The organism is Streptomyces akebiae (assembly GCF_019599145.1).
Classification (GTDB): domain Bacteria; phylum Actinomycetota; class Actinomycetes; order Streptomycetales; family Streptomycetaceae; genus Streptomyces; species Streptomyces akebiae.
In genome coordinates this window covers 6,131,157-6,143,732 of the sequence record NZ_CP080647.1, presented here as the reverse complement: position 1 = coordinate 6,143,732, position 12,576 = coordinate 6,131,157, and the positions used below count along the sequence as shown (strand labels likewise).

Annotated in this window: 10 protein-coding genes and 1 pseudogene; 7 read left to right on the top strand and 4 right to left on the bottom strand. The window is 72.9% G+C overall.

From position 1 onward, the window contains the following. Nucleotides 1-4 precede the first annotated feature (4 nt). From hutI to hutU, 4 genes are all read right to left on the bottom strand, one after another. Nucleotides 5-1,300 (bottom strand): imidazolonepropionase, encoded by a 1,296-nt coding sequence (hutI, locus tag K1J60_RS26525; RefSeq protein WP_220648382.1) that lies wholly within the window; start codon nucleotides 1,298-1,300, stop codon nucleotides 5-7. Further along, a complete protein-coding gene (locus K1J60_RS26520) occupies nucleotides 1,297-2,646 on the bottom strand; it encodes a formimidoylglutamate deiminase (protein ID WP_220648381.1) in 1,350 nt (449 codons plus the stop codon). Before K1J60_RS26520 ends, hutI begins: the two co-directional genes overlap by 4 nt. Then, the gene (locus K1J60_RS26515) at nucleotides 2,643-3,884 is read right to left on the bottom strand and encodes an allantoate amidohydrolase (protein ID WP_263013089.1); all 1,242 of its coding nucleotides are present in this window, start codon (nucleotides 3,882-3,884) and stop codon (nucleotides 2,643-2,645) included. Before K1J60_RS26515 ends, K1J60_RS26520 begins: the two co-directional genes overlap by 4 nt. A gap of 98 nt (nucleotides 3,885-3,982) precedes the next feature. After that, nucleotides 3,983-5,647 (bottom strand): urocanate hydratase, encoded by a 1,665-nt coding sequence (gene hutU / locus K1J60_RS26510; protein ID WP_220648380.1) that lies wholly within the window; start codon nucleotides 5,645-5,647, stop codon nucleotides 3,983-3,985. Between the two features lie 156 nt (nucleotides 5,648-5,803). Here hutU and K1J60_RS26505 point away from each other — a divergent pair, with 156 nt between their 5' ends. The 7 genes and pseudogenes from K1J60_RS26505 (at nucleotide 5,804) to K1J60_RS26475 (ending at nucleotide 12,547) form a co-directional block, all read left to right on the top strand. Further along, the gene (locus tag K1J60_RS26505; protein ID WP_220651710.1) at nucleotides 5,804-7,225 is read left to right on the top strand and encodes a type III PLP-dependent enzyme domain-containing protein; all 1,422 of its coding nucleotides are present in this window, start codon (nucleotides 5,804-5,806) and stop codon (nucleotides 7,223-7,225) included. A 382-nt stretch (nucleotides 7,226-7,607) separates the two neighbouring features. Then, on the top strand, nucleotides 7,608-8,006 hold the full coding sequence (locus tag K1J60_RS26500) for a hypothetical protein (protein WP_045556318.1): 399 nt from the start codon (nucleotides 7,608-7,610) through the stop codon (nucleotides 8,004-8,006). After that, nucleotides 8,003-8,734 (top strand): annotated as a pseudogene (locus K1J60_RS46085) (hypothetical protein); the annotation flags it as partial. The gene K1J60_RS26500 and the pseudogene K1J60_RS46085, both read left to right, overlap by 4 nt. Nucleotides 8,735-9,230: 496 nt before the next feature. Continuing rightward, nucleotides 9,231-9,821, top strand: a complete 591-nt coding sequence (locus tag K1J60_RS26490; RefSeq protein WP_220648378.1) for a roadblock/LC7 domain-containing protein — start codon at nucleotides 9,231-9,233, stop codon at nucleotides 9,819-9,821. Nucleotides 9,822-9,837: 16 nt separating this feature from the next. Then, on the top strand, nucleotides 9,838-10,212 hold the full coding sequence (locus K1J60_RS26485) for a roadblock/LC7 domain-containing protein (RefSeq protein ID WP_220648377.1): 375 nt from the start codon (nucleotides 9,838-9,840) through the stop codon (nucleotides 10,210-10,212). Nucleotides 10,213-10,316: 104 nt separating this feature from the next. Beyond that, the gene (locus K1J60_RS26480; RefSeq protein ID WP_220648376.1) at nucleotides 10,317-11,039 is read left to right on the top strand and encodes a lipoprotein; all 723 of its coding nucleotides are present in this window, start codon (nucleotides 10,317-10,319) and stop codon (nucleotides 11,037-11,039) included. A gap of 146 nt (nucleotides 11,040-11,185) precedes the next feature. Beyond that, nucleotides 11,186-12,547 carry an APC family permease gene (locus tag K1J60_RS26475; protein ID WP_220648375.1) on the top strand — a complete coding sequence of 454 codons (1,362 nt, stop codon included), beginning with the start codon at nucleotides 11,186-11,188 and terminating at the stop codon, nucleotides 12,545-12,547. The last annotated feature ends 29 nt before the right edge of the window (nucleotides 12,548-12,576 follow it).

Sequence of the window (12,576 nt, the reverse complement as noted above, 5' to 3'; positions counted from 1 at the left end):
GCGGTCAGAGCACGCGTACGCCCCTGCGCCACACGCCCGTGACCAGGGGGACGCCCGGCCGGTAGGCGAGATGGACGTGGCTGGGCGCGTCCAGCAGCGCGAGGTCGGCGTACGCGCCCGGCGTGAGGCGGCCGATGTCGTCGCGGCGGAGCGCCCTGGCGCCCCCGGCCGTGGCCGACCAGACGGCCTCGTCCGGCGTCATCCCCATGTCCCGCACGGCGAGGGCGACGCAGAAGGGGACGGACGAGGTGAACGACGAGCCCGGGTTGCAGTCGGTGGAGAGGGCGACGGTGACGCCCGCGTCGAGGAGGCGGCGCGCGTCCGGCCACTGGGCGCGGGTGGAGAACTCGGCGCCGGGGAGGAGCGTGGCGACCGTACGGCTGTGCGCGAGGGCGTCCACGTCCGCGTCGGTGAGGTGGGTGCAGTGGTCCGCGCTCGCCGCGTCCAGTTCCACGGCGAGTTGGACGCCGGGGCCGTACGACAGCTGGTTGGCGTGGATGCGCGGGTGCAGGCCCCTGGCCCTGCCCGCCGTGAGGATCGCGCGGGCCTGGTCGCCGTCGAAGGCGCCCTTCTCGCAGAAGACGTCGATCCAACGGGCGTACGGGGCGCAGGCGTCGAGCATCTCGCCGGTGACGAGGGCCACGTACGCGGCGGGGTCCTCGGTGTGGTCGGGGGAGACGATGTGGGCGCCGAGGTACGTCACCTCGTCCGTGTGCCGCGCGGCGATGCGCAGGGCCCGTGCCTCGTCCTCGACGGTCAGGCCGTAACCCGACTTCGTCTCGAAGGTGGTCGTGCCCTGGCGGAGTGCCTCGCGGAGGTAACGGGTGAGGTTGGCCTCCAGTTCCTCGTCGGTGGCGGCGCGGGTGGCGGCGACGGTCGTACGGATGCCGCCCGCGCTGTAGGCCCGGCCGGACATACGGGCGTTGAACTCGGCGGTCCGGTCGCCCGCGAAGACGAGGTGGGAGTGGGAGTCCACGAAGCCCGGGATCACCGCCCGCCCACCGGCGTCGACGCGATTGTCAGTGGCGGGTGCTTTGCTTTGATCACCGGTCCACGCGATGCGTTCACCGTCGATGACGACGGCCGCGTCCTGGATCAGTCCGAGGGGGGAACCGTCCCCGAGAGAGGGGTCGTTGGTGACCAGGGCAGCGATGTTGGTGATGAGCGTGCTGGCGGTGCTCGCCGAGTGGGCGGGGCTGTCGGTCGTCGGGCTGCTCATGGCGTCCTTGGTTGCCTGGTCGGCGGTCGGTTCGGAATCAGGGTCGGGGGCCGGGCGCGCGGGCGGGCCGGCGGGGGTCATCCGCGCAGTGCGGCGACGGCGTCCGCGAGGGCTCTCGGCACATCCGGTACGAGCGCGTGCGCCCCGTCCCGTACGACGTGCCGACCTCCCACCACCGTGTGCGACACGTCTGCCGCCGACGCGGCGAATACAGCCGTCTCCGCACCGAGCCGTGGAAGCGGCCCCGCTGTCCTGACGGAGTCGAGCGCGATCGTCGTGAAGTCGGCGAGCGCGCCCGTCTCCAGGGCACCGGCGTCGTCCCAGCCGATCGCCGCGTGTCCGTCGGCCGAGGCCGCCCGCAGGAGGGCCGCCGCCGTCCAGTGTCCGCGGGTGCGGGTGCGCAGCCGCTCGTTCAGCTCCATCGCGCGCGCCTCTTCGAGCAGGTCGACGACGGCGTGGCTGTCGGAGCCGAGGGAGAGCGGGGAGCCCGCCCGTTGCAGGGCGACGGCCGGTCCGATGCCGTCCGCGAGGTCCCGTTCGGTGGTGGGGCACATACAGGTGCCGGTGCCGCTGTCGCCGATGAGGGCGATGTCCTCGTCGGTGAGGTGGGTGTTGTGGACGCCGGTGGTGCGGGGGCCCAGCACGCCGTGCTCGGCGAGGAGCCGGGTGGGGGTGCAGCCGTGTGCCGCGTGGCAGGCGTCGTTCTCCGCCGTCTGTTCCGACAGGTGCACATGGAGCGGGGCCCGCCGTTCCTCGGCCCATCGCGCCACCGTCGCCAACTGCCCGGCCGGCACGGCCCGTACGGAGTGCACGGCCGCACCGATCCGCGCGTGATCCCGGTCCTTGAGAACTGAACAGCGTTCGGCCCAGGCCTCGGCCGTGCCGTCGGAGAAGCGGAGTTGGTGGTGGTCGGGCGCCTTGCCGAAGCCGGCGGAGAGGTAGGCGGTGTCGAGGAGGGTGATCCGGATGCCCGCCTCGGCGGCGGCCTCGATGAGCGCCTCGCCCATGGCGTTCGGGTCGGCGTACGGGGTGCCGCCGGGAGCGTGGTGCACATAGTGGAACTCGCCGACGGCCGTGATCCCGGCCAGTGCCATCTCCGCGTACACGGCGCGGGCCAGGGCGTGGTAGGTGTCCGGGGTCAGCCGGTCCGCCACCCGGTACATGACCTCGCGCCAGGTCCAGAAGGTGCCCGAGCCGACCTGGACGGTGCCGCGCAGGGCGCGGTGGAAGGCGTGGCTGTGGGCGTTGGCGAGGCCGGGCAGGGTCAGGCCGCGCAGGACGACCGCGCCCGGAGGCGGGGTGGGCGTCCCGGTGCGCACGGCGGTGACGCGGCCGTCGGAGCCGTCGGTGGTCACCGTGAGGGCCACGCCTGGCTCGACGTTCGAGCCGAGCCAGGCGTGTTCGAGCCAGTAGGTCGTCTCCGTCACCTGCGGGCCAGCCCTTCCAGTACGTCGGCGAGCGCGGTCACCCCGGCCAGGCAGTCGTCCTCGGCGGCGTGCTCGGCCGGGGAGTGCGAGACGCCCGTCGGGTTGCGTACGAACAGCATGGCGGTCGGGACGGTCCCGGAGAGGATCCCGGCGTCGTGTCCGGCGCCTGTCCCGAGCACCGGCACCTTCAGATCGGCCGTGTCCCGGCCCAGGATGCGGGCGAGCTCGTCCCGCAGGGCGTGTTCGAACTCGACGACGGGCGTGAAGGACTCCCGGACGACGTCCAGTTCGATCCCGTGCTCCTGGGCGTAGTCGCGGGCCGCCTCCTCGATCGCGCGGACGACCGTGTCCAGCGTCGTCTGGTCCTCGGCGCGGGAGTCGAGCCAGCCGCGCACGAGGGAGGGGATGGCGTTGACGCCGTTCGGCTCGACGGAGATCTTGCCGAAGGTGGCGACGGCGCCGGCCAGCCGTGCCTCCCGGCGGGCGGCGAGCACGGTCTCCGCGTACGACAGCATGGGGTCCCGGCGGTCCACGAGTCGTGTCGTGCCCGCGTGGTTGGCCTCGCCGCGGAAGTCGAACCGCCAGCGTCCGTGCGGCCAGATGGAGCTGGCGATGCCGACGGCGTCGCCCGACAGGTCCAGGGCCCGGCCCTGCTCGACGTGCAGTTCGACGAACGCGCCGATCCGTGCGAGCCGCTCCGGGTCCGGCCCGATGCCCTCCGGGTCGTATCCGGCGGCTTCCATCGCCTGCGGCAGCGTGACGCCGTCCCCGTCGGTCAGCCGCCCCGCCTGCTCGACGGTCAGCCGCCCGGCGGCCAGTCGGGATCCCACGCAGGCCAGCCCGAACCGGGCGCCCTCCTCGTCGCCGAAGTTGACGACGGCGAGGGGCTTGTCGAACCGGGCACCCCGGGCGCGGAGTTCGTCGAGCGCGGCGAAGGACGACACGACGCCGAGGGGGCCGTCGAAGGCGCCGCCGTCGGGTACGGAGTCGAGATGGGACCCGGTGACGACGGCGTCCCCGGCGGCGGGATCGCCGAGCCAGGCCCACTGGTTCCCGTTGCGGTCGACCTCGTAGTGCAGGCCCCGGTCGCGGGCCTGTTCCTCGAACCAGGCCCGGCATTCGGCATCGGCCCCGGTCCACGCGAACCGCCGGTACCCGCCGGAGTCGGCATGCCGCCCGATGGGACGGAGATCCCGCCACATCTCGTGGAAGGAGGCGCCGTGGACGGGCTGCCGCACGGTCTGCGGGGCGCCGCCCCGCCCGGCCTGAGCCGCGGACGGCGACGAGCCCTCGGCCTTCACCGGGGAGCCGCCGTCGCGTCCGCTCTCGCTTCGGGTCACGCCTCGCCGCCCTCGCGCATCGGTACCCGTACGCCCCGCTCGTCGGCGACGGACTCCGCGATGTCGTAGCCCGCGTCGACGTGGCGGATCACGCCCATCCCGGGGTCGTTGGTGAGGACCCGGCGGAGCTTCTCGCCCCCGAGCTTCGTGCCGTCCGCCACGGTCACCTGGCCGGCGTGGATGGAGCGGCCCATGCCCACGCCACCGCCGTGGTGCAGGGACACCCAGGACGCTCCGGAGGCCACGTTGACCATCGCGTTCAGCAGCGGCCAGTCGGCGATCGCGTCGGAGCCGTCGAGCATGGCCTCGGTCTCGCGGTAGGGGGAAGCGACGGAGCCGCTGTCGAGGTGGTCGCGTCCGATCACGAGCGGCGCGGCCAGCTCTCCGGAGGCGACCATGTCGTTGAACCGCTCACCGGCCTTGTCGCGCTCGCCGTAGCCGAGCCAGCAGATGCGGGCCGGGAGGCCCTGGAAGTGGACACGCTCGCCGGCCATCCTGATCCAGCGGTGCAGGGACTCGTTCTCGGGGAACAGGTCGAGGATCGCCCTGTCGGTCCTGGCGATGTCGGCGGGGTCGCCGGAGAGGGCCGCCCACCGGAAGGGGCCCTTGCCCTCGCAGAACAGCGGCCGGATGTAGGCGGGGACGAAGCCGGGGAAGGCGAACGCCCGCTCGTAGCCGGCGAGTTGGGCCTCGCCCCGGATGGAGTTGCCGTAGTCGAAGACCTCCGCTCCGGCGTCCAGGAAGCCGACCATGGCCTCGACGTGCCGGGCCATGGACTCGCGGGCGCGCGTGGTGAAGCCGGCCGGGTCCTTCGCCGCGTACGACGCCATGTCGTCGAAGTCGACGTCCACCGGGAGGTACGCCAGCGGGTCGTGGGCGGAGGTCTGGTCGGTGACGATGTCGATGGGGGCGCCCATGGCGAGGAGCCGGGGGACGAGGTCGGCGGCGTTGCCGAGGACGCCGATGGAGAGGGGGCGGCGGGCGTCACGCGCCTCGACGGCCAGCTGGAGGGCGTGGTCCAGGGAGTCGGCCTTCACGTCGAGGTAGCGGTGCTCGATGCGGCGCTCGATGGCGCGGGGGTCGCAGTCGACGCAGATCGCGACGCCGTCGTTCATGGTCACGGCGAGGGGCTGGGCGCCGCCCATGCCGCCGAGGCCGGCGGTGAGGGTGATCGTCCCGGCGAGGGTGCCGTCGAACTTCTTGGCGGCGACGGCAGCGAAGGTCTCGTAGGTGCCCTGGAGGATGCCCTGGGTGCCGATGTAGATCCAGGAACCGGCGGTCATCTGCCCGTACATGGTCAGCCCGAGCTGTTCCAGCCGGCGGAACTCCTGCCAGTTGGCCCAGTCGCCGACGAGGTTGGAGTTGGCGATGAGGACACGGGGGGCCCACTCGTGGGTCTGCATGACGCCGACGGGGCGGCCGGACTGGACCAGCATGGTCTCGTCCTGCTTGAGGGTCCTCAGGGTGCGGACCATGGCGTCGAAGGAGCGCCAGTCGCGGGCGGCCTTGCCCGTGCCGCCGTAGACGACGAGCTTGTCGGGGTGCTCGGCGACCTCGGGGTCGAGGTTGTTCTGGAGCATGCGCAGGGCTGCTTCCTGCTGCCAGCCCAGGGTGCTGAGTTCCGTACCGCGCGGCGCTCGAACGGGGCGGGGTCCTGACACGGTCTGCCTCCTCGTTTTACAGCAACTATTCACATCCTGACTTGATGAATAGAGCTAGTCAATACGGTCGTAGGGCCAGCGGCGGCGCGCCGTGGATGTTTGGCTGGACACACTGGCCGTATGGGGCCGGACGACGACACGACAACGGGGGACGAGATGGGAGACGTGACGAACGGGACGGGCGGGGAGAGGCCCACGCCTCGGCAGGACGAGGGGGACGCCGAGCGCACGCTGCGGCTGTTCGACACCGACGCCGAGCGGGCGGCGCGGCGGGACGAGGCCGTGCGGGCGGCGGTGGAGCAGGGGCTGCTGGGTCCCGGCGAGCCGGTCGTCGCGCTGCTCGACGTGACCGGGATCCGGGCCTCGGCGGGGGCGCTGCGCAGGGCGTTCGACGCGGTGACGGCGCCGGGGACGCCCGTGCTGCACGCGTTCGCGGTGAAGGCGACGCCGCTCGTGCCCGTGCTGCGGCTGTTGCGCGAGGCGGGGATCGGCGCGGAGGTGGCGAGTGCCGGGGAGCTGGCCCTGGCGCGGGCGGCCGGGGTGCCGCCGAAGCTGACCGTGCTCGACTCCCCCGCCAAGACGTCGGCCGAGCTGCGGGAGGCGCTGGCGCTGGGCATCGCCGTCAACGCGGACAATCCGCAGGAGCTGGACCGCATCGACGCTCTCGTCCGGTCGGCCACCACCCGCTCCCCCCTCGGCATCCGGGTGAACCCGCAGGTCGGCGCGGGTGCGATCGACGCGCTGTCCACGGCGACGGCCACCTCGAAGTTCGGGGTGGCGCTCCGGGACGAGGGCGCCCGGGAGTGGGTCGTCCAGGCGTATCTGGACCGGCCCTGGCTGAGCCGACTGCACGCGCACACCGGGTCGCAGGGGATCCCGCTGTCGCTGATGACGCGGGGGATCACGGAGACGTACGAGTTGGCGGAGGAGATCAACCGGCGGATCGGGCGGCGGCAGATCGACACGATCGACATCGGCGGCGGGCTGCCGGTGAACTTCGCGTCGGAGGCGGCGACACCGACGTACGAGCAGTACGCGCGGCTGCTGGCGGAGGCGGTGCCGGGGCTGTTCGACGGGCGGTACGGGCTGGTGACCGAGTTCGGGCGGTCGCTGCTGGCGAAGCACGGGACGGTCGTGGCCCGGGTGGAGTACACGAAGAGCGCGGGCGGCCGGGCCATCGCGGTCACCCACGCCGGGGTGCAGGTGGCGACCCGGACGGTGTACGCGCCGGGGTCCTGGCCGCTGCGGATCGCCGCGTACGACGCGAAGGGGCGGGTCAAGGAGGGGCCGGCGGTGACGCAGGACGTGGCGGGGCCCGCCTGTTTCGCCGGGGATCTGCTGGCGGAGGCGCGTGCGCTGCCGCTGTTCGAGCCGGGGGACTACGCGGCCGCACTGGACACCGGCGCGTACTACTTCGCGCACCACTACGCGTACAACTCCCTGCCCCGGCCCGGGATCTACGGGTACGCGCCCGGGGAGAGGGGGATGCGGTTCGCGGTGGTGCGGCGGGCGCAGACCGTGGAGGAGCTCGTGGCGGAGGCGGGGGGACCGGAGCGGTCGAGGCTGCTGGGGCTCTGAGCGGCGCGTTCCAGCTCGGGGGAACTGCGGTGGGGCGCCCGGGGAACGCTGATCGCGCGGTTCCCCGCGCCCCTGGACCGCCTGGGCTGCCTGGGGGCGCCCCGTAGCGGCATGCGCACCCGTTCGTACGCCCCTCGCTCCCCCCAGAATGGCTGACGGGCGTCGTCTCGTCCGGGCTCGCCATGCGGGTCCGCCGCATAGGCCCACCTCAGCGCCCCGGCCTCCTCCTTGACCCCAACAGCGTGGAAAAGCAGGCAAGTCGACCCACCTTAGTCACCTGTCCGCATGTTCCGCTGGAAAATGCCAGATCCCTCACCCCTCGCGCACACGTTGCGTAGCGTCTGCGTCACTCAGCCGAACCGCAGGCAGGAGGGGAGCCACGGTGCCCGGAATCGACGAGTGTCTGGTGGAGGCCATGAGGCTGCCCGGCGCCTTGGGCGCCGCGGTGGTCGACTGGACCAGCGGACTGGCGCTGGGCACGGTCGGGGAGGCGCCCGGCGGTGACCACGAGACGACCGCGGCCGAGGCGGCGGAGCTGGCGCGGCTCGCGGCGGAGCACCGGGCGTTCGCGCCGGAGGAGGGTTCCGACTGGTCCGGGGCGGATCTGCCGGTCGAGGACCTGATCGTCAGCAACCGGGACACGTACCACGTGCTGCGGTTCGTGCGGACGACGTTCGACAGCAGTGTGTTCCTGCACCTGTGGCTGACGCGTACGGACGGCAATCTCGCGCTGGCCCGGATCCGGCTCGGCGAGATGGCGGGACGGCTGGTGCTGGCATGAGCGTGATCACCACACCGGCGCCGCCGCTGCCCGTGCGCGGGGAGCACTTCCGGCAGGCCGTCACCCCGATGCTGAGCCGGCTCGCCGCCGAGCGGGCCACCGGCGTACTGCTGCGCGAGAGCGGGTCGCTGTACCTGTCCGAGGGGAAGGTCGTGCACGCCGAGAGCCCCCGATCACCGGGCCTCGACGTGCTGCTCACCACCGGCGGCATCCTGGACTCCGACGGCTGGCGGGAGGCGGTCGACACGGCCGGGGCCGGGCTGCGGGTCGGGCGGTTCCTCGTGGACAGCGGCAGGGTCGCCCGGGGCGCGCTGGAGCTGTGCCACGCGGGGGCTCTCTTCGACGCGGCGTACTTCGTCCTCGGTCCGAGCAGTGCGCCGGCCAGCTTCCGTTACGGGGCCGCGCACTGGCTGGGACCGATCCGGCCGGTGCCGGTGGCCACCGTGGAGCGCGAGGCCCGGCGCCGCCGTGACCTCCTGCACCGCATCTGGCCCGACCCGGCGACGGACGAGGCCCCGCTGATCAGGGCGGTCGGGCTGGACGCGCCGCCGGTCCCGGCCCGGCAGGGAGCCGTACTCGACCAGGTCGACGGCTTCCGCACGGCCGCCGAGATCTCCCTGACCCTGGGTCGCCCCGCCTTCCACACCCTCGTGGACGTGCGAAGACTGGCGGCGGCCGGCCTGATATCCACGGCCCGCCACAGTCCGGTCCCGGCACCGCCGGTCCCGACCGGTGCGGACCACGCCCCCGCCGCCCCACGGGGCCGCGCCCCCGCAACCCACCCGGGCCTCACCCCCGCCCGCCCCCCGGACCTCACCCCGCCCCCCGGCCCGGACCGCTCCCCACTGCCCGGCCCGAGCCGGCGCACACAGGTCGACCCGCACCTCCTCACACCGGCCGACCCCAGCCTCCTCACGCCGGTCGACCCGGGCCACCTCACATCGGTCGCCCCGGGCCACCTCGCATCGGCCCATCCGGCCCACCCCACACCGGCCCGCCCGGCCCACTCCGGCCGCCTCGCGTCGGCCGACCCTCACCACCTCACAGCGTCCGCCCCGGGCCGCGAGCCGTCGGCCGGGCTCACGGCCGGTGTCGAGGCGGCACCCCCCGCCCCACCTTGGCTCACCACCCCAGACCCCGACGTGGCTCTACTGCAAAGGCTCAGGGATGCGCTGGAGGCCCTTTGAGCGGCAGCGGGAGCGCCCCGCCGAGAGGAGACTGCTCATGGCCGCGGAGGCCGAAGTCCTCGACGAACTGCACCGGTTGAGGGCCCGTGTACCCCAGTTGACCGGCGCGCTGGCGGCCAGTGTGGACGGGCTGGTCCTCGCCCACGACACCCCCGGTGTGGAACCCGAGGGCCTGGCGGCGCTCACCGCGGCCGCGCTCGGTGTCGCCGTACGGATGACGGACGCCGCCGGCCGGGGCGAGCTTCGCGAACTGCTGCTGCGCGGCGACCAGGGCTATGTGGCGACGTACGCGGCGGGTTCCTCCGCCGTACTGACGCTGCTGACCCAGGACCGGGTCAACGTGGGCCGGCTGCACCTGGAGGGCCGCCGGGCGGGCGGCCGGATCGGCGAACTGATGGACGCCCTGCCCGGGCCCGACGAAACGGCCGCGACCACCGCCAAGGGGGTCGCCAGGAACGCGGCCCGGTCGGTGGCCAGGACCGCCGCCGGGATCCCGGCGGCGCCCACGCCCCAGCCACCGGCCAAGGCCACGGTCAGGTCGACCATGCCCCGCCGGACACCCCGTCCCGCCACCCCACGCCCCACCCCCCGAACCACTCCCAACACACCTACCACCAGTGAGAGTTGAAAGGACACCGCACATCATGGCCAACACCGAGACCGCGTTGAAAGAGGCCCTCGCGTCCATCGAGGGCGCGACCGGCGCCGCCCTGGTCGACTACACCAGCGGCATGGCGCTGGGCACGATCGGCGGCAGCAAGGGGTTCGACCTCACCGTCGCGGCCGCCGGGAACACCGACGTCGTCCGCGCCAAGCTCCGCACCATGGAACACCTCGGCCTCAAGGGCGAGATCGAGGACATCCTGATCACCCTGACCGACGCGTACCACCTGATCCGCCTGATCACCGGGCGCGGCGGCAACGGCCTCTTCCTCTACCTGGTGCTCGACGCCAAGCGGGCCAACCTGGCCATGGCCCGGCACCAGTTGAGGCGGATCGAGGCGGACCTGGAGGTCTGACCGCTCCGACACGACGGCTCCGGCGGCGCCCCCCACCCGGGGAGCGCCGCCCGCGCGCACCTCGGCTACCGTGTCCGGCCTCGAACGACAAGGGGAGGGTGACCGTGGCGAGAGCGGTACGGGGGACGGTGCTGGCGCAGCTGGCACTGCTGGCCGGAGTCCTGACAGGGTGCTCGGAATCGGCGGGGGACGGCGACGCGAAGCCCTCGGTGAGCAGCACCGAGGCGGCGACCGCCGACGCGAAGGACACTGCCGACGCGAAGGACACCGCCGAGGACGCCGCGAAGAGCGGCGGCAGTGTCGGCGCGACCGGTTCCGCCTGTGAACTTCCGGTCACCTTCGACACGGCCGAGAAGTGGCAGCCGGAGGCCGTCGAGACCGGCCCGCCCGTCGACGGCGGCGGTTCCGAGGAGGACGAGCTCGCGGCCGAGCTGGCCGAGGGGCTGCTCCGGCAGGGCCCGTTCACCGCCGCGTGCGAGATCGACGCCAAGCCGGCCGGGAACATCGGCTTCATCCGGGTCTGGACCGGCGAGAAGGCTGCCGCGGAGGGGGACGCGGAGGCGCTGCTCAGGGAGTTCGTGGCGGCCGAGGGGAACACGAGCGAGGCGAAGTACGGCGAGTTCACCTCCGACTCGGACGTCTCCGGCACCGAGGTCGAGTACCTCTACACCAGCGAGGCCCTGGAGGAGACCAAGAAGGAGCGGGCCTTCGTCGCGGTCACCCCGGACGGGCCGGTCGTCGTCCATCTCGGTGGCCTCGACACAGAGGAGCACGAGCAGATGCTCCCGGCGTACGAGCTGGCCAAGCGGACGCTGAGCACGGCCTGATCACGGGTGCCGTCGAACCGCTGACGAACTCCGCCGAACCGCTGACGAAGCGCTGACGAAGCTCCGAGAACCGGTCTCGCAGGCATCCACGGCCCGCGACCGGGCAGGAGTCCCCCGGACGGATCACCGACCGGGGGAGGTTCTCTTTGTCCACCACCGAAAGCACGGCCGCAGGGCCGACGCCCGCCGAGGAGACCGGCCTCAAGCGGGTGCTCGGCCCCAAGCTGCTGATCCTCTTCGTGATCGGCGACATCCTCGGCACCGGCATCTACGCGACCACGGGCAAGGTCGCGGGGAAGGTCGGCGGAGCGCTCTGGCTCCCCTTCGTGATCGGGTTCGTGGTGGCGATCCTGACGGCGGCGTCGTACGTCGAACTGGTCGGCAAGTACCCGAAGGCGGCCGGGGCGGCCCTCTACACGCAGAAGGCGTTCAAGCTGCCCTTCCTGACGTTCATCGTCGCCTTCATGGTGATGTGCTCCGGCCTGTCGTCCGCGAGCGCCGCCGCGCGGGCCTTCAGCGGTGACTACCTGGACGAGCTGACCAACGGTGCCCTGCCGCCCACCCTCGTCGCCATCACCTTCATCGTCCTGCTGGCCGCCCTGAACCTGCGGGGCGTCTCCGAGTCGGTGAAGACGAACGTGGTGCTGACCCTGGTCGAGCTGACCGGCCTGGTGATCATCCTCGCGATCGGTGCCTGGGCGGTGCTGAGCGGTGACGGCGAACCCTCCCGCCTCACCGAGTTCGAGGCGAGCGGCACCGGATACGCCCTGCTCACCAGCGTCCTCGGCGCCACCGCCCTCGGCTTCTTCGCCTTCGTGGGCTTCGAGGACTCGGTGAACATGGCGGAGGAGACGAGGAACCCGACCCGGACCTTCCCGCGCGCGATCTTCATCGGCGTGGCCGTGACGGGCACGATCTACGTGCTGGTGGCCCTGGTCTCGTCGCTCCTGGTCGACGCCGAGACCCTGGAGGGCTCCAGCGGCCCGCTCCTCGAAGTGGTGAAGGCCGGCGGGGTGGACTTCCCGCACGAGCTCTTCGCCCTGATCGCCCTCTTCGCGGTCACCAACTCGGCCCTGATCAACATCATGATGGCTTCCCGCCTCTGCTACGGCATGGCCAACGAACGCATCCTCCCGCGTGGCATGGCCCGCGTCCTGCCCCGCCGCCGTACGCCCGTCGTGGGCATCGTCTTCGTCACCCTGCTCGCCATCGGCCTGGTCTCCACCGGCGAGATCGAGGGCCTCGGCGACACCACCGCGTTCCTGCTGCTCTGTGTCTTCGCCGTGGTCAACATCGCGGTCCTGGTCCTGCGCCGTGACCGGGTCGACCACGCCCACTTCCGGACGCCGACGGTCCTGCCGGTGCTCGGCGCCCTGACGGCCCTGATCCTGGCCGGCCCGCTGGCCGACCGCCCGGCCGACGTCTACATCCGGGCGGGTGTCCTCCTGGCCATCGGCATCGCGCTGTGGGCGGTGAACAAGCTGGTCCTCCGCACGCGAGGCGAATGACCGGCGGGCGACGGGCCGCTGCCCGCCCG